22 protein-coding genes and 1 pseudogene are annotated in these 25494 nt (G+C 69.4%); 19 read left to right on the top strand and 4 right to left on the bottom strand.

All coding sequences use genetic code 11. The annotated features are described in order from the left end of the window. Positions 1-398: 398 nt before the first annotated feature. Both OG329_RS16120 and OG329_RS16115 read left to right on the top strand, forming a co-directional pair. Positions 399-1772, top strand: a complete 1374-nt coding sequence (locus OG329_RS16120; RefSeq protein WP_405795833.1) for a dicarboxylate/amino acid:cation symporter — start codon at positions 399-401, stop codon at positions 1770-1772. 175 nt (positions 1773-1947) lie between these two features. After that, positions 1948-3903 (top strand): AMP-dependent synthetase/ligase, encoded by a 1956-nt coding sequence (locus tag OG329_RS16115; protein ID WP_405795832.1) that lies wholly within the window; start codon positions 1948-1950, stop codon positions 3901-3903. Positions 3904-4197: 294 nt separating this feature from the next. Here the strand turns inward: OG329_RS16115 and OG329_RS16110 are convergent, their stop codons facing one another. Further along, positions 4198-4401 carry a cold-shock protein gene (locus tag OG329_RS16110; protein WP_017948713.1) on the bottom strand — a complete coding sequence of 68 codons (204 nt, stop codon included), beginning with the start codon at positions 4399-4401 and terminating at the stop codon, positions 4198-4200. A gap of 402 nt (positions 4402-4803) precedes the next feature. Here OG329_RS16110 and OG329_RS16105 point away from each other — a divergent pair, with 402 nt between their 5' ends. The 5 genes and pseudogenes from OG329_RS16105 (at position 4804) to OG329_RS16085 (ending at position 10310) form a co-directional block, all read left to right on the top strand. Next, the gene (locus OG329_RS16105; RefSeq protein ID WP_405801865.1) at positions 4804-5679 is read left to right on the top strand and encodes a menaquinone biosynthetic enzyme MqnA/MqnD family protein; all 876 of its coding nucleotides are present in this window, start codon (positions 4804-4806) and stop codon (positions 5677-5679) included. Positions 5680-5723: 44 nt separating this feature from the next. Beyond that, positions 5724-7402, top strand: a pseudogene (locus OG329_RS16100) (serine/threonine-protein kinase). A 107-nt stretch (positions 7403-7509) separates the two neighbouring features. Continuing rightward, the gene (gene mqnC, locus OG329_RS16095; RefSeq protein WP_405795830.1) at positions 7510-8709 is read left to right on the top strand and encodes a cyclic dehypoxanthinyl futalosine synthase; all 1200 of its coding nucleotides are present in this window, start codon (positions 7510-7512) and stop codon (positions 8707-8709) included. A 14-nt stretch (positions 8710-8723) separates the two neighbouring features. Then, positions 8724-9389 carry an imidazolonepropionase-like domain-containing protein gene (locus OG329_RS16090; RefSeq protein WP_405795829.1) on the top strand — a complete coding sequence of 222 codons (666 nt, stop codon included), beginning with the start codon at positions 8724-8726 and terminating at the stop codon, positions 9387-9389. Positions 9390-9608: 219 nt separating this feature from the next. Beyond that, positions 9609-10310: a demethylmenaquinone methyltransferase gene (locus tag OG329_RS16085; RefSeq protein WP_405795828.1), complete on the top strand. Its 702-nt coding sequence runs from the start codon at positions 9609-9611 to the stop codon at positions 10308-10310. On the opposite strand, the gene OG329_RS16080 is transcribed toward OG329_RS16085, so the two are convergent. Then, positions 10291-10806, bottom strand: a complete 516-nt coding sequence (locus OG329_RS16080) for a GNAT family N-acetyltransferase (protein ID WP_405801864.1) — start codon at positions 10804-10806, stop codon at positions 10291-10293. The two genes, OG329_RS16085 and OG329_RS16080, sit on opposite strands and share 20 nt — an antisense overlap. A 145-nt stretch (positions 10807-10951) precedes the next feature. On the opposite strand from OG329_RS16080, the gene OG329_RS16075 reads away from it, so the two are divergent. Continuing rightward, the gene (locus OG329_RS16075) at positions 10952-12235 is read left to right on the top strand and encodes a geranylgeranyl reductase family protein (protein WP_405795827.1); all 1284 of its coding nucleotides are present in this window, start codon (positions 10952-10954) and stop codon (positions 12233-12235) included. 40 nt (positions 12236-12275) lie between these two features. On the opposite strand, the gene OG329_RS16070 is transcribed toward OG329_RS16075, so the two are convergent. Beyond that, positions 12276-12824 (bottom strand): glycoside hydrolase family 25 protein, encoded by a 549-nt coding sequence (locus tag OG329_RS16070; protein WP_405795825.1) that lies wholly within the window; start codon positions 12822-12824, stop codon positions 12276-12278. Positions 12825-13028: 204 nt separating this feature from the next. After that, complete coding sequence (locus OG329_RS16065; RefSeq protein ID WP_405795824.1) at positions 13029-13844, bottom strand: C40 family peptidase; 816 nt, start codon at positions 13842-13844, stop codon at positions 13029-13031. Positions 13845-14568: 724 nt separating this feature from the next. Here OG329_RS16065 and OG329_RS16060 point away from each other — a divergent pair. The 11 genes from OG329_RS16060 to nuoK are packed head-to-tail and all read left to right on the top strand — an operon-like array spanning position 14569 to position 25491. Then, on the top strand, positions 14569-14928 hold the full coding sequence (locus OG329_RS16060; protein WP_078075627.1) for an NADH-quinone oxidoreductase subunit A: 360 nt from the start codon (positions 14569-14571) through the stop codon (positions 14926-14928). Positions 14929-14947: 19 nt separating this feature from the next. Then, positions 14948-15502: an NADH-quinone oxidoreductase subunit B family protein gene (locus OG329_RS16055; protein WP_006133126.1), complete on the top strand. Its 555-nt coding sequence runs from the start codon at positions 14948-14950 to the stop codon at positions 15500-15502. After that, positions 15499-16254, top strand: a complete 756-nt coding sequence (locus tag OG329_RS16050) for an NADH-quinone oxidoreductase subunit C (protein ID WP_405795822.1) — start codon at positions 15499-15501, stop codon at positions 16252-16254. Before OG329_RS16055 ends, OG329_RS16050 begins: the two co-directional genes overlap by 4 nt. Further along, complete coding sequence (locus OG329_RS16045; RefSeq protein ID WP_405795821.1) at positions 16251-17573, top strand: NADH-quinone oxidoreductase subunit D; 1323 nt, start codon at positions 16251-16253, stop codon at positions 17571-17573. The genes OG329_RS16050 and OG329_RS16045 overlap by 4 nt, the downstream gene beginning before the upstream one ends. Before the next feature lie 32 nt (positions 17574-17605). Continuing rightward, complete coding sequence (gene nuoE / locus OG329_RS16040) at positions 17606-18424, top strand: NADH-quinone oxidoreductase subunit NuoE (protein ID WP_405801863.1); 819 nt, start codon at positions 17606-17608, stop codon at positions 18422-18424. After that, positions 18424-19779, top strand: coding sequence for an NADH-quinone oxidoreductase subunit NuoF (gene nuoF / locus OG329_RS16035; RefSeq protein WP_405795819.1), 1356 nt, complete (start codon positions 18424-18426; stop codon positions 19777-19779). Before nuoE ends, nuoF begins: the two co-directional genes overlap by 1 nt. Continuing rightward, positions 19776-22319 carry an NADH-quinone oxidoreductase subunit G gene (locus tag OG329_RS16030; protein ID WP_405795817.1) on the top strand — a complete coding sequence of 848 codons (2544 nt, stop codon included), beginning with the start codon at positions 19776-19778 and terminating at the stop codon, positions 22317-22319. The genes nuoF and OG329_RS16030 overlap by 4 nt, the downstream gene beginning before the upstream one ends. Next, on the top strand, positions 22316-23713 hold the full coding sequence (gene nuoH, locus OG329_RS16025) for an NADH-quinone oxidoreductase subunit NuoH (protein ID WP_405795816.1): 1398 nt from the start codon (positions 22316-22318) through the stop codon (positions 23711-23713). Before OG329_RS16030 ends, nuoH begins: the two co-directional genes overlap by 4 nt. Further along, positions 23706-24365, top strand: a complete 660-nt coding sequence (gene nuoI, locus OG329_RS16020; protein ID WP_405795815.1) for an NADH-quinone oxidoreductase subunit NuoI — start codon at positions 23706-23708, stop codon at positions 24363-24365. Before nuoH ends, nuoI begins: the two co-directional genes overlap by 8 nt. Beyond that, positions 24362-25195: an NADH-quinone oxidoreductase subunit J gene (locus tag OG329_RS16015; protein WP_405795814.1), complete on the top strand. Its 834-nt coding sequence runs from the start codon at positions 24362-24364 to the stop codon at positions 25193-25195. Before nuoI ends, OG329_RS16015 begins: the two co-directional genes overlap by 4 nt. Continuing rightward, positions 25192-25491 carry an NADH-quinone oxidoreductase subunit NuoK gene (nuoK, locus tag OG329_RS16010; RefSeq protein ID WP_023539425.1) on the top strand — a complete coding sequence of 100 codons (300 nt, stop codon included), beginning with the start codon at positions 25192-25194 and terminating at the stop codon, positions 25489-25491. Before OG329_RS16015 ends, nuoK begins: the two co-directional genes overlap by 4 nt. The last annotated feature ends 3 nt before the right edge of the window (positions 25492-25494 follow it).

Raw genomic sequence — 25494 nt, 5'->3', positions numbered from 1 at the left:
TCGTGGAGCCCGTGCCCGTATAAGCGCCGCGTAAGTTACGTCACACCCGCACACCGGTCTTTGACGCCCCTGCCGCCTCCAGGCTGGGGCGTCGGTGTTTCCGGGCCTCGCGCCCGTCGATACCTCAAAGCAGACCTTTGAGTATCCCAAAGTCCCGGTGTTAATGTACTCAGCATGAAGACATCAGTGCGCCATCTTGCCGCGAGCGTCCCGCTCGTGGCGCGCCTGCATGTCGATCTCTGCCGCTGCATGTCCGCGGTCTGTCGCGGCTCACTCTGAGCTCTCTCTGATCCGAGCCCGCTTCATGCGGCGGTGCCACTTCTGACGCACGGGCGCCGCACCCCCCCAGTTCCATCCCCTCGTCCCCGTATCTCCGTATGCCCAACTGGAGTGTGTCCGTGTCCGCGAATTCCGAGCCCGCCACCACCGGTAAGGCCGCCAAGGGCGGCAAGCCGGCCGGTTCAGGCCCAGGTTTCTCCATACCCAAGGTCCCGTTCTGGGCCCAGATCGTCGCCGGTCTCGTCCTCGGTGTCCTGCTCGGCTGGCTCGCCCGCAGCCAGGACATCGGTTGGCTCTACACGACGTTGGATAAAACAGGCAGCATCTTCATCCAGTTGCTGAAGCTGGCCGTCGCCCCGCTGGTCTTCTTCGCGATCCTGGTGTCGATCACCAACCTCCGTAAGGTCAACAACGCGGCCAGGCTGGCCTCGCGCACCCTGCTCTGGTTCATGATCACCTCACTGATCGCCGTCGCCATCGGCATCGTGATCGGTCTGATCACCAACCCGGGTGAAGGCACCGGCCTGACCCCCAAGGACGGCGAGAAGCCGGACGGTTCGGGCTCCTGGATCGACTTCCTCACCGGCATCGTGCCGGAGGACGTGATCTCCCCGTTCACCGAACTCAACGTCCTCCAGATCGTCTTCATGGCCGCCGTCGCCGGTATCGCCGCGCTCAAGCTCGGCGACCGCGCCGCGCCGATCCTCACGCTCAGCGAGTCGGTGCTCGAACTGCTCCAGAAGGCCCTGTGGTGGGTCATCCGTCTCGCCCCGATCGGCACCATCGGCCTCATCGGCTTCGCCATCGCGGACTACGGCTGGGACCTGATCGGCAAGTACGCGACGTTCACCGCCGACGTGTACATCGGCTGCGCCCTGGTGCTGTTCGGCGTCTACCCGCTGCTGCTCGCCACGGTCGCCAAGGTAAACCCGATCCAGTTCTTCAAGGGCGCCTGGCCCGCGATCCAGTTGGCCTTCGTCTCCCGCTCCTCGGTCGGCACGATGCCCGTCACCGTGCGGGTGACCGAGCGTCTCGGTGTGCCGAAGGAGTACACCAGCTTCGCGGTCCCGTTCGGCGCCACCACGAAGATGGACGGCTGCGCCGCGATCTACCCGGCGCTGGCGGCGATCTTCATCGCGCAGATCTTCGACGTCCAACTCGGCATCCAGGACTATCTGCTGATCGCCTTCGTCTCGGTGGTCGGCTCGGCGGCCACGGCCGGCCTCACCGGCGCGACGGTCATGCTGACCCTGACCCTGTCCACACTGGGTCTGCCGCTGGAGGGTGTGGGTCTGCTGATGGCGATCGACCCGATCCTGGACATGATGCGTACGGCGACGAACGTCGCGGGACAGGCTCTCGTACCGGTCATCGTCGCCTCCCGCGAGAAGATCCTGGACCACGACAAGTACAACTCGGCGTCGGCGTCCCCGATCGACGAGCCGGAGCCGGAGCCCAGCGACCGCGAGAAGGCGGTCCCGGTCGCCGCGTGACGCGCTGACCGAACTCCGTTCACCTCCTGGCGGCGCCCCCGGCCTTCCGGCCGGGGGCGCCGCCGCGTCGTCCCGCGGCGCGCGCGTTTGTCAAAGTTTGCGAGGGTGGCGCGCGCGGCCGGTAGGTTGTGCCGGGCGCCCGAGTCAGACCCGCCGCCGAGACGAGGAGCCGCGCGTGTCCGCAGATCAGCCGTTGCAGGTGCCCGCGCCACCGACCGTACCGGAGCCCCCGGAGCCGCCGTCCGTTTCCGCGCCCCCGGCGCTCGCGCAGGGTGAGCCCGAGAAGTTGTGGGTGGACGGAGTCGTACGGCAGGTCTCCGTACCGCCGCTCGTGCCCCCCGCCCCCCACGGATCCCTCGCCGACATCCCCTTCGACAACGCCCACGCCGCCCCGGACGAGGCCGTCCTCAGCCGTAAGCAGGCGGACGGGAGTTGGCGCGACGTCACCGCCGCCGCCTTCGCCGACGAGGTCCGTGCCGTCGCGAAAGGGCTGATCGCCGAAGGGCTGCGGCCCGGTGACCGGCTGGCGATCATGGCCCGTACGACCTACGAGTGGACGCTCATCGACTTCGCGGCCTGGGCCGCCGGCCTGATCACCGTCCCCGTCTACCCCACCTCCTCCGCCTTCCAGACCCGCTGGATCCTCCAGGACTCCGGCGCTGTCGCCTGCGCGGTCGAGAGCGACGAGCAGGCATGGCTGATCGACCACGAACGCAGACAACTGCCGGACCTCGCCCACCTGTGGACCTTCGACGCCGGCGCCGTCGACACACTGCGCGCGGCCGGCGCCGACGTCCCCGACGCGGAGCTGGACGCGCGGCGGGCCGCGCTCTCGCCCGCCTCCCTCGCGACCCTCGTCTACACCTCCGGCACCACGGGAAGCCCCAAGGGCTGCGCCCTCACGCACGCCAACTTCTTCGCGGAGGTGGACAATTGCATCGAACTGCTCCACCCCGTCTTCAAATCGGTGAGCAAGGAGCCCGCCTCCACGCTGCTGTTCCTGCCGCTCTCCCATGTCTTCGGACGCATGGTCGCGGTGGGCTGTCTGCGCGCGCGAGTACGGCTCGGGCACGCGCCGTCGCTGCGCACCGACGACCTCATCGCCGATCTGGCGGGCTTCCGGCCGACGTTCCTGCTGGCCGTCCCGTATGTCCTGGAGAAGGTCTTCAACACCGGCCGCGCCACCGCCGAGTCGATGGGCCGCGCCTCGTCCTTCGACCGCGCGGCGAAGATCGCCCGGTCCTACGGGCACGCCGTCGAGGCCGCCGCAGCCGGTACGGGCCCCGGCCCCTCGCTGCCCCTGCGCGCCGCCCGCGCGCTGTACGACCCGCTGGTCTACCGGCGGATACGGGCCGCCCTCGGCGGCAGGGTCGTGCAGGCCATCTGCGGCGGCTCCCCGCTGGGGCGTTCACTCGCCGCCTTCTACGCGGGCGCCGGGATCACGATCTTCGAGGGATACGGCCTGACGGAGACCACGGCCGCCGCCACGGTGACGCCCCCGCTGAAACCCAAGCTGGGCACGGTCGGTTGGCCGCTGCCCGGCACGGCCGTACGGATCGCCGACGACGGTGAGGTGCTGCTGCGCGGCGGCCAAGTCTTCGTCGGTTACTGGGACATGGAGCGCGGTGAGCCCGTACCCGCCCTGGACGACGGCTGGTTCGCGACGGGGGACCTGGGCGCGCTGGACGACGACGGCTATCTCGCGATCACCGGCCGCAAGAAGGAGATCATCATGACCTCGGCCGGCAAGAACGTCGCCCCGGCCCCACTGGAGGACTGGCTGCGCGCCCACCCGCTGATCGGCCAGTGCCTGGTGCTCGGCGACAACCGCCCGTACGTCACGGCGCTGCTCACCCTCGAGCCGGACGGGCTCGCGCACTGGTGCCAGATGAAGAAGAAGCAGCACCTGCCCCAGGACGAACTGGTCACGGACGAGGACCTGCTCGCCACCCTGCAACGGGCGGTCGACGAGGCCAACCGGCTGGTGTCCAGGGCGGAATCGATCCGCCGCTTCCGGGTGCTGCCCAGGCCCTTCACCGAGGAGAACGGGCACGTGACGCCGTCGCTGAAGGTGAAGCGGGCGACCGTGGTCGAGGACTTCGCGACGGAGATCGACGAGCTTTACGCGTGAGCGGCGCCCGGTTCGCGGGACAAGGCAGGAGCCCTGCTCCCCGTACTGGACATACGGGGACAGGGCTCCTTGAGTACTGCGTGTTCTTTCCGTGCGCGATCTACCGACCCGGGCAACTAGGCCCTGTCCGACGAATCCCGCCTGGCGCGCGACCCCCGGCACGCACACTCGCCGCGTTGTCGTCAGTCACCCAAGTACGTCCAGTACGAGGGCGATCCTCCGCCCTGCGATCGCACGCACCGGACGCCGCGCGCCCCGCCCTCCGGGCGGACGGCGCTATTCGACGGACAGGTCCTAGGCCGGGGTTACGTTCTCCGCCTGGGGGCCCTTCGGGCCCTGGGTGACGTCGAAGTTCACGACCTGGTTCTCCTCGAGGGAGCGGAATCCGGTCGCGTTGATCGCGGAGTAATGGACGAAGACATCCGGGCCGCCGCCGTCCTGGGCGATGAAGCCGAAGCCCTTTTCAGCGTTGAACCACTTGACGGTTCCGGTAGCCATAAGCCCTCCTTGGGCCAAAGGGTTGCCCTGCTCCAGAACCTGCAAAGAAGTCTGAAAACTACAAAAGCCTGCGGGTCACATGCTCCGCAGGCTCTGTACTGCAAGGGAAACCAAACTGCAACTTGCGGCGAGCCTAGCACGCGGCTCACGGGCAGCGGTAGGGGGAAAGATCACCCAAAGATCACGTCACCCGGACGTTTGAAGAGGGCTCCGACGGGCTGACGCGGCGAGGTTCCCGACGCGTCCGCTATGCGTCCCTGACTCGCCCCCCGCCCCGCCCCCGACCCCTCCGTGGCGCGTCCCTGACGTGCGAAGGAGACTCGCCCGAGGACACCCCGGCGCCCCCGTGCGCCCCCACACGCCTCACAGGTCTAGCCTCGCGGTGTGGACAGCTCATCTGAAATCACAGCAAGCCCCGAGGCGGGCGGAAGCGGTCACCCCCCCGTCCGGCCGCGCGTCGGCCACATCCAGTTCCTGAACTGCCTGCCCCTTTACTGGGGCCTCGGCAGAACAGGCGCCCTCTTCGATCTTGAGCTGACGAAGGACACCCCGGAGAAGCTCAGCGAGCGCCTCGTGCGCGGAGATCTCGATATCGGCCCCGTCACCGTGGTCGAATTCCTCCGCAATGCCGAGGACCTTGTCGCATTCCCCGATCTCGCGGTCGGCTGCGACGGCCCCGTCATGTCCTGCCTGATCGTTTCGCAGGTGCCGCTCGAAGAACTCGACGGGGCGCGGGTCGCCCTCGGCTCGACCTCCCGGACCGCCGTACGGCTCGCGCAACTCCTGCTCGCCGAGAAGTACGAGGTCACCCCCGACTACTTCACCTGCCCCCCCGACCTCGGGCTGATGATGCAGGAGGCCGACGCGGCCGTACTGATCGGTGACGCCGCCCTGCGCGCCTCCCTGCACGACGCGCCCCGCCTCGGTCTCCAGGTCCATGACCTCGGGCAGATGTGGAAGGACTGGACGGGGCTGCCGTTCGTCTTCGCGGTGTGGGCGGCGCGCAAGGACTATCTGGCGCGTGAGCCGGAGACGGTACGCCAGGTGCACCAGGCGTTCCTCGCCTCCCGTGACGTATCGCTGGAGGAGGTCACCAAGGTCGCCGAGCACGCGGCGCGCTGGGAGACCTTCGACGCGGAGCTGCTGGAGCGCTACTTCACGACGCTCGACTTCCGCTTCGGTCCCGACCAGCTCGCGGGGGTACGGGAGTTCGCCCGCCGCACCGGGCCCACGACCGGCTATCCGGCCGACCCCCGGGTCGAGTTGCTTCCGTCCTGAGAAGGTAGAAGGACACGGACACATCGCACGGGGGAGGGGGCGGCATGCAGCCGCTCGACGCGGACGGGCCTCGCACCATAGGCGCGTACCGGCTGCTCGGCCGACTCGGGGCCGGTGGCATGGGACGGGTCTATCTGGCCAGGTCCGAGGGCGGCCGTACGGTCGCCGTGAAGGTCATCCATCCGCACTTCGCGCTGGACGACGAGTTCCGGGCCCGCTTCCGCCGTGAGGTGGCGGCGGCCCGCCGGGTCGGCGGCGCGTGGACCGCGCAGGTGCTCGACGCCGACCCGGAGGCGGACACCCCGTGGGTCGCCACCGGTTATGTGGCGGGCCCCTCGCTGGCGCAGGCGCTCGCCACGTACGGCCCACTGCCCGAGCGGACGGTACGGGCGCTGGGCGCCGGGCTCGGCGAGGCGCTGGGCGCGGTGCACGAGCTGGGTCTCGTCCACCGCGACGTCAAACCCTCCAACGTCCTGCTGGCCCTCGACGGGCCCGGCTCATCGACTTCGGCATAGCCCGCGCCACGGACGGCACCGCCTCGCTGACCTCCACCGGCGTCTCGGTCGGCTCGCCCGGCTACATGTCGCCCGAGCAGATACTCGGCAAGGGCGTCACGGGCGCGGCCGACGTGTTCTCGCTGGGGGCGGTGCTCGCGTACGCCATGGCCGGGGTGAGCCCCTTCCCCGGCGACTCGTCCGCCGCGCTGCTCTACAAGGTGGTCCATGAGGAGCCCGAACTGGGCGCGCTGGACGGTGAGTTGAAGGACCTGGTCGCGCACTGCCTGGCCAAGGACCCGGCCGCGCGCCCCACGCCCGCCGAGGTCGCCGCGCGGCTCGCGCCCGATGGGGCGGCCCCGCTGGTGGACGCGGGCTGGCTGCCGGACCCACTGGTACGGGAGGTCAGCCGGGCGGCCGTACAACTGCTGGACCTGGAGACGGCGCAGCCCGTACGGAGCGCTCCCGGCCCGGCGGTGCACTGGCCCACGCCGCCGCCGCCCGACACACCGCCGCCGACGGCCGGATCGTTCGGATCGGCGCCCCCGCTCGGCGAGTTCGGGCCTCCGACGCAGCCCGACGTGCCTGGACCCGGCCACCACCAGGACGCCCAGGACACCCACGACCCCCGGATGTCCCTCTCGGTCAGCGCCGGCCGGGCCGGGCCGCGCCGCCGCAAGGTGAGCTGCACGGTCGCCCTCGCCGTCGCGGGAGCGCTGGCCGCCGTCGCGCTCGGCGGGACGATGCTCATCGACCAGTTCTCGGACGGCAAGTCGTCCGACGCCGCCGACAAGGGCGGTTCGGCGGGCACCAGCCCGAGCACGTCGGCCACGCGCGACGGGGCGGCCGGGGCGCTCACCGCCGTACCGAAGCGGTTCGTCGGCACGTGGAAGGGGCCGACGACCGAGGACAACGGGCTGCCGCACGGCGACTACACGGTCGAGATCAGCGCGGGCCAGAAGGGCGAGAAGGTCCTGCGCTCGACCAGCTTCCTCTCGGTCCTGGGCGTGGAGGCGAAGTGTTACGGGGTGGCCACGCTGGTCTCGGCCACCGCCGAGGAGATCAAGGTCGAGGAGTCCACCGATCCCGACCGGCCCGGCAGCGCGGGGATGTGCACGACCACGACGGCAGCCGCGCTGACGTTCACGCTCACGGGGGACGGCGATCTGCGGTTCACCTCGGGGGAGGACGCGGCGGGCAACCCGACCGGCACGCTCAAGAAGCAGTAGCGGCGGCGAGTGGCCCCGCGAGCCCGGCAGCCGGTCCGCCCGTACCCCTGGCGTACGCTGGATCGGTCCGTAGATCCACTGATACACCGCCGAAAGGTGACGCCCCGGTGACCGAGAAGGCCGACCAGCAGTCTGTCCTCGACCGCGCCGCCGAGGGTGGCCGGATCACCCCGGAAGAGGCGCTCGACCTCTACCGCTCGGCCCCCCTCCACGCGCTCGGCGCCGCCGCCGACCGCGCGCGCCGCCGCCGGTACGCCGGTACGGAGCACATCGCGACGTACATCATCGAGCGGAACATCAACTACACGAACGTCTGCGTGACGGCGTGCAAGTTCTGCGCCTTCTACGCGGCACCCAAGGACACCGACAAGGGCTGGACCCGCGACCTCGACGACATCCTGCGCCGCTGCGCGGAGACCGTCGAACTCGGCGGCACCCAGATCATGTTCCAGGGCGGGCACCACCCCGACTACGGCGTGGAGTATTACGAGAAGCACTTCGCCGCCATCAAGGCCGCGTTCCCGCAGCTCGTCATCCACTCTCTCGGCGCCTCCGAGATCGAGCACATGGCGCGTATCTCGGACGTCTCCGTGGAGGAGGCGATCCGCCGGATCCACGCGGCGGGCCTCGACTCGTTCGCGGGCGCCGGCGCCGAGCTGCTGCCGGCCCGGCCGCGCAAGGCGATCGCGCCGCTCAAGGAGTCCGGCGAGCGGTGGCTGGAGATCATGGAGACCGCGCACGGTCTCGGTGTCGAGTCGACGTCCACGATGCTGATGGGCACCGGCGAGACGAACGCCGAGCGGATCGAGCACCTGCGGATGATCCGCGACGTACAGGACCGCACGGGCGGCTTCCGGGCGTTCATCCCGTACACCTACCAGCCGGAGAACAACAAGCTGAAGGGGCAGACGCAGGCGACTCTCTTCGAGTATCTGCGGCTGATCGCCGTCGCCCGCCTCTTCCTCGACAACGTCGCCCATATCCAGGGCTCCTGGCTGACCACGGGCAAGGAGGTCGGCCAACTCTCCCTGCACTACGGCGCGGACGACCTCGGCTCGATCATGCTGGAGGAGAACGTGGTCTCGTCGGCGGGCGCGAAGCACCGCTCCAACCGGCTGGAGATCATCGACCTGATCCGCAAGTCGGGCCGGGTGCCGGCGCAGCGCGCCACGACGTACGAACACATCGTCGTGCACGACGACCCGGCGAACGACCCGGTCGACGAGCGCGTCGCCTCGCACATCTCCTCCACGGCGATCGCGGGCGGCACGGCGCACCCGGAACTCAAGCTGCTCGACGCCAACTGACCGGGACTGACCGGGTGGCACTGACGATTCACCGCGCGGACCTGCTGCTGCCCGGCGCGGGACGCGCGCCGGTGCCGTACGGCGCCGTCCTGGTCGCGGGCGACGCGATCGAGGCGGTCGGCCCGTACGAGGAGCTGGCGCGCGCCCGTCCCCTCGCCCGGGTCAGACGGTGGGTGGGCGTCCTCACCCCGGGGCTGTGCAATCCGTACGGCCCCGAGCTGCTGGAGCGCGCCTACCACCCCGACCCGCGCGAGGCCGACGAGCTGGGCACCGAACCGCTGACGGGCGACGCGCTCGCGGCGCTGGAGATGACCGAGAGCCGCTGGGGCGCGAGCGCACGGCGCGGGGTGCGGCGGATGCTGGCGCACGGGACGGTGGCGGTCGCGGGCACCCTGCGGCGCCCCGCGGTGGTGGACGCGGTCGTGCGCTCCGGTCTCGGGATCGAGGAGCGGTTCACCGAGCCACCGGGCCCGCCGGTGCTGGACCCGCTCGCGGGCCGCCCGGTCGAGGAGGCTTTCGTGCTGCCGCCGCTGGATTTCGAGGGCCGTCAGGCCGACTTCGCCGTGTTCGGCGTGCTGGTCCCGCCCGACGCCGACCCGTACGCGGCGCTGGCACGGGCGGGCGCGGCCAGGTGCGTGGCCACGGTCCTGGACGGCCGGCTGGTGCACCGAACCGGCTAGGACTGGGCCGCGCTTGTCCTCAATCGCCGGACGGGCTCAATTGAGCCCGTCCGGCGTTTGAGGACACAGCACGCAGCCCGTCCGGCGTTTGAGGACAAGCGCAGCCCGTCCGGCGTTTGAGGACAAGCGCGGCCCACGAGCCGCGCGACACGGACGACGTTCCCGGCCACAGCGCCGGTCCCCGCGCCCGCGCCGGAGGCGTACTGCTTCAATGGACGGGTGACCCGAGCTTCCCTGGACAAGCAGCCGCACGAAGTCGCCTCGATGTTCGACGGCGTGGCGGCGAATTACGATCTCACCAACGACGTGCTCTCCCTCGGCCAGGCGCGCCTGTGGCGCAAAGAGGTCGCCAGGGCCGTGAACGCCCGCCCCGCGCAGAAGATCCTCGACCTCGCCGCGGGCACGGCCACCTCGTCCATGCCCTTCGCCGCCACCGGCGCCTACGTCGTGCCGTGCGACTTCTCGCTCGGGATGCTCCGCGAGGGCAAGAAGCGCCACCCCTGGCTGCCGCTGACCGCCGGCGACGCGACCGAACTGCCGTTCCGCGACGGCGTCTTCGACACCGTCACGATCTCCTTCGGCCTGCGCAACGTCCAGGACACGGACACCGCGATGCGCGAGCTGTACCGGGTGACCAAGCCCGGCGGGCAGGTCGTGATCTGTGAGTTCTCCCAGCCGGCGTGGGTGCCGTTCCGGACCGTCTACACGGAGTATCTGATGCGCGCGCTGCCGCCGGTCGCGCGCACCGTGTCCTCGAACCCGGACGCGTACGTCTATCTCGCCGAGTCCATCCGCGCCTGGCCCGACCAGCCCGCGCTGGCCGGGCTGCTCCAGAAGGCCGGCTGGTCGAAGGTCGCGTGGCGGAATCTGACCGGTGGGGTCGTGGCACTGCACCGCGGGGTCAAGGCCGGTCCAGCCTGAGCCGGAAGCGGTACGCCTTACGCTTGCCCACCGGCGTCATGAACGTCTCCTCCAGCTCCATGCCGAGCCGCCGGGCCACCGCGACCGAGCGGTCGTTGCGGGCGTCGACCATCGCCACGACGGTGGGCACGCCCGCGGCCCGTACCCGCTCCAGCGTCGCGTGCGCGGCGGCCGTCACGTAGCCCTTGCCCCAGTGGGCCCGGCCCAGGCGCCAGCCGATCTCGATCTCGCCGACCGGGCCGAACGACGTGTGCGGCCACGGCTGCGCGCCGGCGAAGCCGACGACCTCGTCGTCGGCGTCGAGCAACGTCCAGAGGCAGAAGCCCAGTTCGGCGGCGTGCGCGCGCTGGCGGGCGGTGAACTCCGCGTACTCGGCGAGCGGCGCGGGACCGCCGTGGAACTCCATGACATCGGGATCGTCGAAGACCCGGTGCCATTCGCGCGCGTCCGCCTCGGTGGGAACACGCAGCCGTACGTCGGGGACCGGTCGGGTGATGTCGTTCACGAGGGGAGCCCTTCAACTTGTCGATCAATACGCACCCATAGACTGCACATGTCCAGTGCCGAACATGTCCACAGCCGTCGGTACGCCATGATGGGGCCCGCCCGCCGGGTCCCACGAGTCTTCGGGAGATCCCGCTGTGACCAAGCCCCTCTCCGAACACACCGCGGATGTGATCGTCGTCGGGGCCGGCCCGGCCGGTTCCACCACGGCGTACCACCTCGCCAAGGCGGGCCTGGACGTCCTGCTGCTGGAGAAGACCGCCTTCCCGCGCGAGAAGGTCTGCGGCGACGGCCTCACTCCGCGCGCCACCAAGCAGTTGGTGGGCATGGGCATCGACATCTCCGAAGAGGCCGGCTGGCTGCGGAACAAGGGCCTGCGGATCATCGCCGGCGGTGTACGGCTCCAGCTCGACTGGCCCGATCTGGCCAGCTATCCGGACTACGGCCTCGTACGCAAGCGTGACGACTTCGACGAGCAGTTGGCCCGGCAGGCGCAGAAGGCCGGGGCGAAGCTGCACGAGCGCTGCAACGTCGGCGCCCCGATCATCGATCCGCGCACCGGCCGTGTCACCGGCGTCAACGCCAAGATGGGCGAGGACAAGACGCCCGTCACCTTCCACGCCCCGCTCGTCGTCGCCGCCGACGGCAACTCCACGCGGCTGTCGCTCGCGATGGGGCTGCACCGGCGCGAGGACCGGCCGATGGGCGTCGCCGTGCGTACGTACTTCACCTCGCCCCGGCACGACGACGACTACCTGGAGTCCTGGCTGGAGCTGTGGGACCGGCGAGGTCCGCAGGACCGGCTGCTGCCCGGCTACGGCTGGGTCTTCGGCATGGGCGACGGCACCTCCAACGTCGGCCTGGGCATCCTCAACTCGTCCTCCGCCTTCAAGGAGCTGGACTGGCGCGAGGTGCTCAAGGCGTGGTGCGCCTCGATGCCGGCCGACTGGGGCTACACGCCCGACAACATGACGATGCCGATCCGCGGCGCCGCGCTGCCGATGGCCTTCAACCGGCAGCCGCACTACACGAAGGGCCTGCTGCTGGTCGGTGACGCGGGCGGGCTGGTGAACCCGTTCAACGGCGAGGGCATCGCGTACGCCATGGAGTCCGGCCAGATCGCGGCGGACGTCATCGTGCAGGCGCAGTCCCGGCAGACGCCGGGGCAGCGCGAGATGGCCCTCCAGCGCTATCCGCAGGTCCTCAAGGACACCTACGGCGGCTATTACACGCTGGGCCGGGCCTTCGTGAAGCTGATCGGCAACCCGAAGGTCATGAAGATCGCGACGCAGCGGGGGCTGACGCACCCGCTGCTGATGAAGTTCACGCTGAAGATGCTGGCGAATCTGACCGACCCGACGGGCGGCGACGCGATGGACCGCATCATCAACGGTCTGAGCAAGGTCGCGCCCAAGTCGTAGCGGCCGGTGCGGGGTTGGGGCCCAGCCCTGGATTCGGGCCTCAGCCCCGCGCCCAGCTCCGCAGGGCGGCGGCGTCGGCGAACTGGCCGACGTTCGTGTCCAGCGGGGTGTCCGTGTACTGGTGGAACTTCCACGCCGCCGTTATCCGGGGCTTGCCCGCGCTCACGTAGTCCGCGATCCACAGGGCGTCGCCCGCCTCGCTCGTGGTGTCGCGGTTGAGCCAGAAGTCCCGGTTGCAGTACAGCCCCACGCGGTGGTCCGTGCCCCTGAGCCGCCGGACCTCCGCCAGGAAGGCGTCCTTCGACGCGCAGGAGACGTCCGGGTCCTCCCAGTCGACGAACAGCGGGTCGCCCGCGTGCTCGGCGGCCTTGTCCACGAAGTACTTCGCCTGGTCCTTCATGCCGCCGGGCCGCAGGAAGTGGTAGAAGCCGACGACAAGACCGGCGTCCCGCGCGTGCGAAGCCTGCGCCGTCATACGGGGGTTGAGGTACGAGGTGCCCTCGGTGGCTTTGACGAAGGCGAAGTGCAGGCCCTTCGTGGAGAACGACGAACTCTGGTACGACGATACGTCGACGCCCTTGACGGTCATCGGTGGTGCCTCCTGCGTGGTGCGTGCATGTGGGGGGAGAGAATTTCCTCTCTTCCTGTCCGATGCCCCCGATGTCACCGCGGCACTCTCGAACACGCGCACCCGCCAGGCCCGTTGGGAGTGCGCCGGGGCACGCACGGCGAAGGGCCGTCGCTCCCCGGCGGGGGAGCGACGGCCCTCGGCCTGTCCTGTTGAGCGGTCGGATCAGAGGATACGGACCGCGCCGCTCGGCGGGTCCCAGTCCAGGGTCTTCTCGACCACTCCGGTACCGGAGTTCTGCGCGCCGATGAACTTGCCGCCGCCGGAGTAGATCCCCACGTGGTACGCGCTGCCCGCGCCGCCCCAGTAAAGGATGTCGCCCGGCTGGAGGTTGTCCAGGGAGACCTGCGTACCGGACGTCGACTGCGGCTGCGAGGTGCGCGGCAGGTCGATGCCGGCCTGGCGGTAGGCGGCCTGGACGAGGCTGGAGCAGTCCCACGAGTCGGGGCCGGTGGAGCCCAGTACATACGCGTCGCCGACCTGAGCGCGCGCGAAGGCCAGGACGGCGGCGGCCGATCCACTGGCCTGTGTGGTGCTCTGCGAGGCCGGGGCGGCGCTGCTGGAGGGCGCGGAGAGCGTCGTGCGCTCCTCGGAGCGCGAGGCGCGCTCCTGGGCGGCTGCCTCGGCGCGGGCGGCCTTCTCGGCCTTGGCCTTCGCCTCGGCCTTGCGCTCGGCCTCGGCCTGGGCCGTCTTGGCGAGCTTCGCGGCCTTGGCCGCGGCGGCGTCTTCCTGCGCCTGGAGTTCGAGGTCGACGGCGACCTGCTGGGTGGCGGCGGCGGACTGCGCGACGCTGCCGGCGAGACCGGAGGTGAGGGTGGGCATCTCGATGGTCTCGGTCACCGGCTCGGCGTTGGCCGGAGCGGCGGCACCAGCGAGCGCGATGGTGCTGAGGACGCCACCGGCGACTCCGGACCGGATCGCGGTTTTCGACGCGTTTCGGCGGGGCTTCCGGTGGCTGGGTATGTGAGCGGTGTGGGACATGAGGACAATCGCTATCAGGGCTTTCGGGTTCCCTTCAAGAAACGTGTGTTGCGCCACAGTTACGTTCGGAATAGATCAATCCGCTTGGCAGTGACCCTTATTGACGCCGTAACGGGCATAACGGTCACTCGTGATCATGGCTGTGATCACATGCTTTCGGTGAATCGCCCGGATTGCCCGCCACTTACCATCCGTTTACCCACATGGCCAGGCCCGTCTTTCGTGAGGGTTGAGTGAAGTGGCGCAGGTCACAGAATGGTGAACGCCCGGGATCCCGCGCGCTCGTGAACGCGTGCACGATGACGACTTCCGGCCATCCGCGCCGACGGTCGTCCACCCGCGTCCCGGAACCTCCCCCGCTCGGGTGGGGCGCGCGTCTATCACGCCGTCCGCGTCCAGCTCCAATTTGCCGCTCTCCGCACCGCCTTGATAGTGCCGTAACGCTTCCGACCAGCGGTGACTCTCCGCATTGTTACCTCAAGTGACCAGTCGGACGCTTCCTGTACGAAGATCCACCCGCCCTCTGACACATGATCGATCGTCAGGTGGTGGAGATCACAAAGTCGTTGCCCTACCCCGTGTCGCACGTCACAGACCGGGAGGCATAGGATGCGGGACAGTCCGGCTTGTGAACTGCCTCACATACGCGTGATCTTGGTGAGGCGTCGACACAGAAGCTCGGTTGAGGACCAACGGTCAGGGACGACTGGAAGGAGCGAGGAGCGTGAATGCCTACGCGCCAATCCTCGTGCTCGGCGCTCTCGGTGCCGCGTTTGCGATCTTCTCCGTGGTGGCGGCCACGCTTATCGGCCCGAAAAGGTACAACCGGGCAAAACTCGAAGCGTACGAGTGCGGCATCGAGCCCACTCCCACGCCGGCCGGAGGTGGCCGCTTTCCCATCAAGTACTACCTGACGGCGATGCTCTTCATCATTTTCGACATCGAGATCGTCTTCCTTTACCCCTGGGCCGTCACCTTCGACGCGCTGGGGCTTTTCGGGCTCGTGGAGATGCTGCTCTTCGTGCTCACCGTCTTCGTCGCCTACGCGTATGTGTGGCGGCGCGGCGGTCTGGAATGGGACTAAAGGCGCGGAGGGGCGACCAATGGGACTCGAAGAGAAGCTGCCGAGCGGTTTTCTGCTGACCACTGTCGAACAGGCCGCGGGCTGGGTGCGGAAGTCGTCCGTGTTCCCGGCGACCTTCGGCCTGGCCTGCTGCGCCATCGAGATGATGACGACGGGCGCGGGCCGGTACGACCTGGCCCGGTTCGGCATGGAGGTCTTCCGCGGTTCGCCGCGCCAGGCGGACCTGATGATCGTGGCGGGACGGGTGAGCCAGAAGATGGCCCCCGTCCTGCGGCAGGTCTACGACCAGATGCCGAATCCCAAGTGGGTCATCTCCATGGGGGTTTGCGCGTCGTCGGGCGGGATGTTCAACAACTACGCGATTGTCCAGGGCGTCGACCACGTCGTCCCTGTCGACATCTATCTGCCGGGCTGCCCGCCGCGTCCGGAAATGCTGATGGACGCCATCCTCAAGCTCCACCAGAAGATCCAGAGCTCCAAGCTCGGGGTCAACGCGGAGGAGGCCGCCCGAGAGGCGGAGGAGGCGGCGTTGAAGGCGCTGCCGACGATCGAGATGAAGGGGCTGCTTCGGTGAGTGACGAGCAGCGATCCGGGAGTTCACCGGAGAGCGATCAGCCGGTCGGGGACAACGCTCCGGCCGCGCCCGGTCAGGCCGCCGAGGTCATCGGCGTACGCAAGGGCATGTTCGGCACCGACAGCGGTGGCGGTGACACCAGCGGCTACGGCGGTCTCGTCAGGACCGTCAGCCTGCCGGGTGCCTCCAGCCGCCCGTACGGCGGTCGCGACGGTGTCTTCGACGAGATCGCCGACGAACTCGAAGGCGCTCTGGAGGAGCAGGGACTGCTCCCGTCGAACGCCATCGAGAAGACGGTCGTCGACCGCGGCGAACTGACCTTCCATGTGGCCCGCGAGCATCTGGTCCAGGTGGCCAGGACGCTGCGCGACGACCCGGCCCTGCGCTTCGAGCTGTGTACGGGTGTGTCCGGGGTCCACTTCCTGGGCGACAAGGGCCGCGAGCTGCACGCCGTCTACCACCTGCGCTCACTGACGCACGGCCGGCTGATCCGCGTCGAGGTGTCCGCACCGGACAGCGACCCGCATGTGCCGTCCCTGGTCGAGATCTATCCGACCAACGACTGGCACGAGCGCGAGACGTACGACTTCTTCGGCCTGATCTTCGACGGCCACCCCGCCCTCACCCGGATCATGATGCCGGACGACTGGCAGGGCTTCCCGCAGCGCAAGGACTATCCCCTCGGCGGTATCGCCGTCGAGTACAAGGGCGCCCAGATCCCGGCTCCGGACCAGCGGAGGTCGTACTCATGACCACCCCACACGCAACTCCCCGTGCCACCACCGAGGGCACCGTCTACACCGTCACCGGTGGTGACTGGGACGAGGTCGTCGAGACCGCGGCCAAGTCGGACGACGAGCGCATCATCGTCAACATGGGTCCCCAGCACCCGTCGACGCACGGTGTGCTCCGGCTGATCCTGGAGATCGAGGGCGAGACCGTCACCGAGGCCCGCTGCGGCATCGGCTATCTGCACACCGGTATCGAGAAGAACCTCGAATTCCGCAACTGGACGCAGGGCACCACCTTCGTCACGCGCATGGACTACCTGACATCGTTCTTCAACGAGACGGCGTACTGCCGGGCCGTGGAGACGCTGCTGGGCATCGAGGACGACATCCCGGACCGGGCGAATGTCATCCGCGTCCTGCTGATGGAGCTGAACCGGCTCTCCTCGCATCTGGTCTGCATCGCCACCGGCGGTATGGAGCTCGGCGCGACCACGATCATGATCTACGGCTTCCGCGATCGTGAACTGATTCTCGACGCCTACGAGTTGATCACCGGTCTGCGGATGAACCACGCGTACATCCGGCCCGGCGGCCTCGCCCAGGACCTTCCCCCGGGCGCCGTCGACCATCTGCGCGAGCTGCTGAAGACCCTGCGCAAGAACCTGCCGGAGTACGACGCGCTCGCCACCGGCAACCCGATCTTCAAGGCCCGTATGCAGAACGTCGGCTATCTCGATCTGGCCGGCTGTATGGCGCTCGGCGCCACGGGACCGATCCTGCGCTCGGCCGGGCTGCCGCACGACCTGCGCAAGACCGACCCGTACTGCGGCTACGAGACGTACGAATTCGACATCCCGACCGCCGAGACCTGCGACGCGTACGGGCGCTTCCTCATCCGGCTGGAAGAGATGCGCCAGTCGCTGCGGATCGTCGAGCAGTGCCTGGACCGCCTGGAGCCGGGCCCGGTGATGGTCGGCGACAAGAAGATCGCCTGGCCCGCGCAGCTCGCGCTCGGCCCGGACGGACTCGGCAACTCGCTCGACCACATCAAGAACATCATGGGCACGTCCATGGAGGCTCTGATCCATCACTTCAAGCTGGTGACGGAGGGCTTCCGGGTCCCGCCGGGGCAGGCGTACGCCGCCGTCGAGTCGCCCAAGGGCGAACTCGGCGTGCATGTCGTCTCCGACGGGGGCACGCGCCCCTACCGGGTCCACTTCCGCGACCCGTCCTTCACCAATCTCCAGTCCATGGCGGCCATGTGTGAGGGCGGCCAGGTCGCCGACGTCATCGTCGCCGTCGCGTCCATCGACCCCGTGATGGGAGGCGTCGACCGGTGACCACCACACCGAATTCCGAGGTCAGCCTCGGAATGCCCCAACTCCCCGCCCCCGACTACCCGGCCGATGTGCGCGCCCGCCTGGAGACGGACGCGAAGGAAGTGATCGCCCGCTACCCCGACAGCCGCTCCGCGCTGCTGCCGCTGCTGCACCTCACGCAGTCCGAGGAGGGGTACGTCACCCGTACCGGCGTCCGGTTCTGCGCCGAGATGCTGGGGCTGACCACCGCCGAGGTGACCGCGGTCTCCACGTTCTACTCGATGTACCGGCGCAAGCCGTCCGGCGACTACCAGGTCGGCGTCTGCACCAACACGCTGTGCGCGGTGATGGGCGGAGACGCCATCTTCGACGAGCTGAAGCAGCACCTGGGCGTCGGCAACAACGAGACCACCGAGGACGGCAAGGTCACGCTGGAGCACATCGAGTGCAACGCGGCCTGCGACTTCGCGCCGGTGGTGATGGTCAACTGGGAGTTCTTCGACAACCAGACCGTCGAGTCGGCGAAGCGGCTCGTGGACGATCTGCGGGCCGGCGAACAGGTCACCCCGACGCGCGGCGCGCCCCTGTGCACGTACAAGGAGACCGCGCGCATCCTCGCGGGCTTCCCCGACGAGCGCCCCGGCGCCGTCGACGCCACCGGTGGCGCGGGCCCCGCCTCGCTGATCGGTCTGCGACTCGCCAAGGGCGAGATCGCCTCGGCCCGTACGCCGCACCCGCGCGGTGACGCGGGCCCGCGGGACACCCCGCCCCAGCCCGGTGCCGAGCACCTCAGCTCGCACGACGCGCCGCAGAAGACCGCGCCGTCCGACCCCGCGAACCCCACGGGCCCGGTAGCCGAGGAGGGGAAGTGATGACCACAGCACCCGAGATGAGCGACACCGCCCCGGAGAAGCTTCTCTCCCCGGTCCTGTCCGCGTTCTGGGACGAGCCCGACGCGTGGACGCTGGAGACCTACCGGCGGCACGAGGGGTACGAGGGCCTGCGCAAGGCACTCGCCATGACGCCCGACGACCTCATCGCGTACGTGAAGGACTCCGGTCTGCGCGGCAGGGGCGGCGCGGGCTTCCCCACCGGCATGAAGTGGCAGTTCATTCCGCAGGGCGACGGCAAACCGCACTATCTCGTCGTCAACGCCGACGAGTCGGAGCCCGGCACCTGCAAGGACATCCCCCTTCTCTTCGCCAATCCGCACTCCCTCATCGAGGGAATGATCATCGCCTGCTACGCGATCCGCTCGCAGCACGCCTTCATCTATCTGCGCGGCGAGGTCGTGCCCGTACTGCGCAGGCTCCACGAGGCGGTACGTGAGGCGTACGAGGCGGGCTACCTCGGCAAGGACATCCTCGGCAGCGGGATCGACCTCGACATCACCGTGCACGCGGGGGCCGGCGCGTACATCTGCGGCGAGGAGACCGCGCTGCTGGACTCGCTGGAGGGACGGCGTGGACAGCCCCGGCTGCGCCCGCCGTTCCCGGCGGTCGCGGGTCTCTACGCGTGCCCCACTGTGGTGAACAACGTCGAATCCATCGCCTCGGTTCCCGCGATCCTCAACCGCGGCAAGGACTGGTTCAAGTCGATGGGCACCGAGAAGTCCGCGGGCTTCACGCTCTACTCGCTCAGCGGCCATGTCACCAGCCCCGGCCAGTACGAGGCCCCGCTCGGCATCACCCTGCGCCAACTGCTCGACATGGGCGGCGGTATGCGCGAGGGCCACCGGCTCAAGTTCTGGACACCGGGGGGCTCCTCCACCCCGATGTTCACCGACGAGCATCTGGACGTGCCCCTCGACTACGAGGGTGTGGGCGCCGCCGGTTCCATGCTCGGCACCAAGGCGCTCCAGTGCTTCGACGAGACCACCTGTGTGGTGCGCGCCGTCACGCGCTGGACCGAGTTCTACGCACACGAGTCCTGCGGCAAGTGCACCCCGTGCCGTGAAGGCACCTACTGGCTCGTGCAGTTGCTGCGCGACATCGAGGCAGGCAAGGGCGTGCCCTCCGACCTCGACAAGCTCAACGACATCGCCGACAACATCAACGGCAAGTCGTTCTGCGCCCTCGGCGACGGTGCCGCCGCGCCGATCTTCTCCTCGCTCAAGTACTTCCGCGAGGAGTACGAGCAGCACATCAGCGGCAAGGGCTGCCCCTTCGACCCGGCGAAGTCCACCCTGTGGGCCGACCGACACGCGCACCTGGAGGTGAACGCATGACAGTCACCACGTCTGCCCCCTCCGGCGGCGGCGAGGCGGCGGTCCCGCCCGAAGATCTCGTCTCGCTGACGATCGACGGCATCGAGATCTCGGTCCCCAAGGGGACCTTGGTGATCCGCGCCGCCGAACTCCTCGGCATCGAGATCCCCCGCTTCTGCGACCACCCGCTCCTCGACCCGGTCGGCGCCTGCCGGCAGTGCATCGTCGAGGTGGAGGGCCAGCGCAAGCCGATGGCCTCCTGCACCATCACCTGCACCGACGGCATGGTCGTCAAGTCGCAGGTCACCTCGCCGGTCGCCGGCAAGGCCCAGCGCGGTGTGATGGAGCTGCTGCTCATCAACCACCCGCTGGACTGCCCGGTCTGCGACAAGGGCGGCGAGTGTCCGCTCCAGAACCAGGCCATGAGCACCGGCCAGGCCGACACCCGGTTCGAGGGCAAGAAGCGGACCTTCGAGAAGCCCGTACCGATCTCCACCCAGGTGCTGCTCGACCGTGAGCGGTGCGTGCTGTGCGCGCGCTGCACCCGCTTCTCCAACCAGGTCGCGGGCGACCCGGTGATCGAGTTCCTGGAGCGCGGCGCGCTCCAGCAGGTCGGCATCGGTGTGGGCGACCCCTTCGAGTCGTACTTCTCCGGCAACACCATCCAGATCTGCCCGGTCGGCGCGCTGACCTCGGCGGCGTACCGCTTCCGCTCCCGCCCGTTCGACCTGGTCTCCTCGCCGAGTGTGTGCGAGCACTGCGCGGGCGGCTGCGCCACCCGCACCGACCACCGGCGCGGCAAGGTCATGCGGCGCATGGCCGCCGACGATCCCGAGGTCAACGAGGAGTGGATCTGCGACAAGGGGCGGTTCGGCTTCCGCTACGCCCAGCGGCCCGACCGCATCACCACGCCGCTCGTACGGGGCGCGGACGGTGAGCTGGCACCGGCGAGCTGGCCCGAGGCGCTCGAGGCCGCCGCGAACGGTCTCGCCGCCGCGCGCGGCCGGTCCGGCGTCCTGGCCGGCGGCCGGCTGACGGTCGAGGACTCCTACGCGTACGCCAAGTTCGCCCGGGTCGCGCTCGACACGAACGACATCGACTTCCGCGCGCGCGTACACAGCGCCGAGGAGGCCGAGTTCCTGGCCGCCCATGTCGCCGGTCACGGCATCGACCTGGACGGCAAGGGGATCACCAACACGACGCTGGAGAAGGCCCCGGCCGTCCTGCTCGTCGGGTTCGAGTCCGAGGAGGAGGCGCCCGGCGTCTTCCTGAGGATGCGCAAGGCCCACCGCAAGCACGGGCAGCGCAGCTTCTCCCTCGCCACCCACGCCACCCCCGGTCTGACGAAGGCGGGCGGCACGCTGCTGCCCGCCGCGCCCGGCACCGAGACCGAATGGCTCGACGCGCTCGCCTCGCACACCGGCCTCGAAGGCGCGGGCACCCGCGCCGCCGAGGCCCTGCGCGAGAGCGGCGCGGTGATCGTCGTCGGCGAACGGCTCGCGGCCGTCCCCGGCGGGCTCACCGCCGCCGCCAGGGCCGCCACCGCGACCGGCGCCAAGCTCGTCTGGGTGCCGCGCAGGGCCGGTGAGCGCGGGGCGATCGAGGCCGGCGCGCTGCCGACACTGCTGCCCGGCGGCCGTCCCGCCACGGACCCGCGGGCCCGTGAGGAGACCGCCGAGGTCTGGCGCGTACGTGAACTGCCGCACCGCCACGGGCGGGACACCGGCCAGATCGTCGAGGCCGCCGCGACCGGCGAACTCGGCGCACTTCTCGTCGCGGGTGTCGAGGTCGCCGACCTGCCGGACCCGGTACGCGCGCGTGAAGCGCTCGCGGCCGTCGGCTTCCTGGTGTCGCTGGAACTGCGGCCCAGCGAGGTCACCGACCACGCCGACGTCGTCTTCCCGGTCGCCGCCGTCGCCGAGAAGGCCGGCACCTTCCTCAACTGGGAAGGCAGGGCACGGCTGTTCGACGCGGCGCTCAAGCCCGAGCAGATGACACGCAGGCTGGCCACGGACGACGCGCGGGTGCTGCACATGCTCGCCGACGCCATGGACATCCCCTTCGCGCTGCCGAACCTCAGGGCCGTACGCACCGAGATGGACCGGCTCGGCAACTGGGACGGCCCGCGCGCCGAACCGCCCGTCGAGTCGTCGCGTCCGCTGCCCCGGCCGGGCGCGGGCGAGGCGGTGCTCGCCGGTCACCGGCTGCTGCTCGACCAGGGCCGGCTCCAGGACGGTGACGAGGCCCTGGCGGGCACCCGCCACGCGGCGCTCGCCCGGCTCTCCGCCACCACGGCGGCCGAGACGGGCGTGAAGGACGGCGACGTCCTGGCCGTCACCGGCCCCGCGGGCACCGTCGAACTCCCGCTCAGCATTACGGAGATGCCCGACAACGTCGTCTGGCTGCCGCTGAACTCGACGGGCGGCGGAGTCCTCGCCGACACCGGGTCGCGGCCCGGCACGCTGGTGCGGATCGGCCCCGCCGAGGCACCGGCCGACGCGACGGACGCGGCCGACGCGGCCGACGCGACGGAGCCTGACGCACCGGAGGTGCGCGCATGACCGCCCTCGACCGACTCGGCGCGGCCCCCGCGCAGAGCGTCCTCGCCGCCGAGGACCTTTCGATGTTCGGCACCGACCCGTGGTGGCTGGTGGCCCTCAAGGCCGTCTTCTGCTTCGCGTTCCTGATGGTGACCGTGCTGGTCGCCATCGTCTGGGAGCGCAAGGTCGTCGCCTGGATGCAGTTGCGCATCGGGCCCAACCGGCACGGCCCCTGGGGCATGCTCCAGTCGCTCGCCGACGGCATCAAGCTGATGCTCAAGGAAGACATCGTCGTCAAGCGGGCCGACAAGTTCGTCTACGTCCTGGCGCCGGTCATCGCGGCGGTGCCCGCCTTCATGGCGATCGCCGTGATCCCCTTCGGCCCGGCGGGCAACGAAGTCTCGATCTTCGGCCACCGTACGACGATGCAGCTCACCGACCTGCCGATCGCGATGCTCTACATCCTCGCGGTCGCCTCGGTCGGTATCTACGGCATCGTCCTGGCCGGCTGGTCGTCCGGATCGACGTACCCGCTGCTCGGCGGACTGCGCTCGTGCGCGCAGATGATCTCGTACGAGATCGCCATGGGCGCCGCCTTCGCCTCGGTGTTCCTCTACTCCGGGACGATGTCGACCTCGGCGATCGTCGAGGCGCAGGCCGACCGGTGGTACATCATCCTGCTGCCGGTCTCCTTCATCATCTACATCGTGACGATGGTCGGCGAGACCAACCGCGCGCCGTTCGACATGCCCGAGTCCGAGGGCGACCTGGTCGGCGGCTTCAACACCGAGTACTCGTCGATCAAGTTCGCGCTGTTCATGCTGGCCGAGTACGTCAACATGGTCACCGTCTCCGCCGTGTCCGCCACGCTCTTCCTGGGCGGCTGGCGGGCCCCGTACCCCATCTCCACGTTCTGGGAGGGTGCGAACCACGGCTGGTGGCCGATGCTCTGGTTCATCATCAAGGTCCAACTGCTGCTGTTCTTCTTCATCTGGCTGCGCGGCACGCTGCCGCGCGTGCGCTACGACCAGTTGATGAAGCTCGGCTGGAAGGTCCTGATCCCGGTCTCGGTCGTCTGGCTGATGCTGGTGGCCACGGTGCGCGCCCTGCGGAACGAGAACTACGACTTCCAGGACATCGTCCTGTACGTCGCCGGGGCCGTCATCGCGATCCTGCTGCTCTCCTTCGTCGCCGACATCTTCCGGGACAAGAAGGAGAAGGCAGCGGCGGCGGCCGAACCACCACCGCCCCCGTTCGATCCGATGGCCGGTGGCTTCCCGGTGCCTCCGCTGCCGGGGCAGACCCTGCCGCCCGTACCGCGCCGGCGCTCACGCGGTGAGCGCGAACTGGTTGTCAGTGGCGGAGTCAATACTGAGAGTGACCCGAGTGACGGAAAGGAGGCTGACGGTGCCTGACAACACTTCCAAAGGTTCGAAGGGGGACGACCCCGGCGAGCGCCGGCTGAATCCGGTCGCCGGCTTCGGCGTGACCTTCAAGGCCATGTTCAAGAAGCGGCTGACCGAGCAGTATCCGGAGACGGAGAAGGTGACGGCGCCGCGCTTCCACGGCCGCCATCAGCTCAACCGTCATCCGGACGGCCTGGAGAAGTGCATCGGCTGCGAGCTGTGCGCCTGGGCCTGCCCGGCGGACGCGATCTATGTGGAAGGCGCGGACAACACCGAGGAGGAGCGCTACTCCCCGGGTGAGCGTTACGGCCGCGTCTACCAGATCAACTACGCCCGCTGCATCCTGTGCGGACTGTGCATCGAGGCGTGCCCCACGCGCGCGCTGACGATGACCAACGAGTTCGAGCTGGCCGACAGTTCGCGCGAGAGCCTGATCTACACCAAGGAGCAGTTGCTCGCCGGGCTCGAGGAGGGCATGGTCGAGTCCCCGCATTCGATCTTCCCCGGCACGGACGAACAGGACTACTACCGGGGCCTGGTGACCGAAGCCGCTCCCGGCACGGTCAAGCAGGTGGCCTTCACCAAGGGCGAGGTCCCGCAGGAAGGCGCCTCCGACTTCGGCGAGAACGAACCGGCGTCGAAGAAGGTGATCGGCGGATGAACACGCTCGCCGCTTCCCTCACCTCGACCGGCGAGGCCGTCCAGTTCTGGATTCTCGGCACCGTCGCCGTGCTCGGCGCGCTCGGCACCATCTTGATGAGGCGGGCCGTGCACAGCGCGCTCTGTCTCGCCGGGACCATGATCGTCCTGGCGGTCTTCTACCTGGCCAACGGGGCGTATTTCCTTGGCATCGTGCAGATCGTCGTCTACACCGGCGCGATCATGATGCTGTTCCTCTTCGTGGTCATGCTCGTCGGCGTCACCGCCGCCGACTCCCTCACGGAGACGATCAAGGGCCAGCGCTGGTGGGCCGCCGCCTGCGGGCTCGGCTTCGGCATCCTGCTGATCGCCGGCATCGGCAACGCGTCACTGACGACCTTCACCGGCCTCGGCGTCGCCAACGCCGGGGGCAACGTCGAGGGCCTGGCCGCCCTGATCTTCACCAAGTACGTGTTCGCCTTCGAGATCACCGGCGCCCTGCTGATCACAGCCTCGGTCGGCGCGATGGTGCTCACGCACCGCGAGCGCACCGAACGGGCCCTGACCCAGCGCGAGATGTCCGAGCAGCGCATCCGCAGCAAGCAACTGCCGCCGCTGCCCGCGCCCGGCGTCTACGCCCGGCACAACGCGGTGGACATCGCCGGTCTGCTGCCCGACGGCTCCGCCTCGGAGCTGACGGTCAGCAAGACGCTCAAGGACCGCGGCCAGATCCGGGACGTGTCCGGTGAGGCCATCGCCGATCTGAAGGCGCTGGAGCAGCGTTCGACGGAGCGTCTTGGCCGCGAGGAGCGCCGGGACCGACAGGACCGCGAGGAGGGTGTCACCAAATGAATCCGGTCAACTACCTCTATCTCGCCGCCCTGTTGTTCACCATCGGTGCGGCCGGAGTGCTGATCCGGCGCAACGCGATCGTCGTCTTCATGTGCGTCGAGCTGATGCTCAACGCGTGCAACCTGGCGTTCGTCGCCTTCTCCCGGATGCACGGCAATCTGGACGGCCAGATCATCGCCTTCTTCACGATGGTCGTCGCCGCCGCGGAAGTCGTCGTCGGGCTGGCGATCATCGTGTCGGTGTTCCGTTCGCGCCACTCGGCCTCGGTCGACGACGCCAGCCTGATGAAGCTCTGAGGG

Source organism: Streptomyces sp. NBC_01506 (assembly GCF_045040295.1).
Taxonomy (GTDB): domain Bacteria; phylum Actinomycetota; class Actinomycetes; order Streptomycetales; family Streptomycetaceae; genus Streptomyces.
The sequence above is the reverse complement of the archived record's forward strand: the minus strand, read 5'-3'. Positions and strand labels throughout refer to the sequence as shown.

Excerpts from the sequence above, each read along its gene's own strand:
- OG329_RS16110 (WP_017948713.1), bottom strand. The coding sequence starts at position 4,401 with ATGGCTACCGGAACCGTCAAGTGGTTCAACGCTGAAAAGGGCTTCGGC.
- OG329_RS16070 (WP_405795825.1), bottom strand. The coding sequence starts at position 12,824 with ATGACCGTCAAGGGCGTCGACGTATCGTCGTACCAGAGTTCGTCGTTC.
- OG329_RS16065 (WP_405795824.1), bottom strand. The coding sequence starts at position 13,844 with ATGTCCCACACCGCTCACATACCCAGCCACCGGAAGCCCCGCCGAAAC.
- OG329_RS16055 (WP_006133126.1), top strand. The coding sequence starts at position 14,948 with ATGGGACTCGAAGAGAAGCTGCCGAGCGGTTTTCTGCTGACCACTGTC.
- OG329_RS16045 (WP_405795821.1), top strand. The coding sequence starts at position 16,251 with ATGACCACCCCACACGCAACTCCCCGTGCCACCACCGAGGGCACCGTC.
- nuoE (WP_405801863.1), top strand. The coding sequence starts at position 17,606 with ATGCCCCAACTCCCCGCCCCCGACTACCCGGCCGATGTGCGCGCCCGC.
- nuoF (WP_405795819.1), top strand. The coding sequence starts at position 18,424 with ATGACCACAGCACCCGAGATGAGCGACACCGCCCCGGAGAAGCTTCTC.
- OG329_RS16030 (WP_405795817.1), top strand. The coding sequence starts at position 19,776 with ATGACAGTCACCACGTCTGCCCCCTCCGGCGGCGGCGAGGCGGCGGTC.
- nuoH (WP_405795816.1), top strand. The coding sequence starts at position 22,316 with ATGACCGCCCTCGACCGACTCGGCGCGGCCCCCGCGCAGAGCGTCCTC.
- OG329_RS16015 (WP_405795814.1), top strand. The coding sequence starts at position 24,362 with ATGAACACGCTCGCCGCTTCCCTCACCTCGACCGGCGAGGCCGTCCAG.
- nuoK (WP_023539425.1), top strand. The coding sequence starts at position 25,192 with ATGAATCCGGTCAACTACCTCTATCTCGCCGCCCTGTTGTTCACCATC.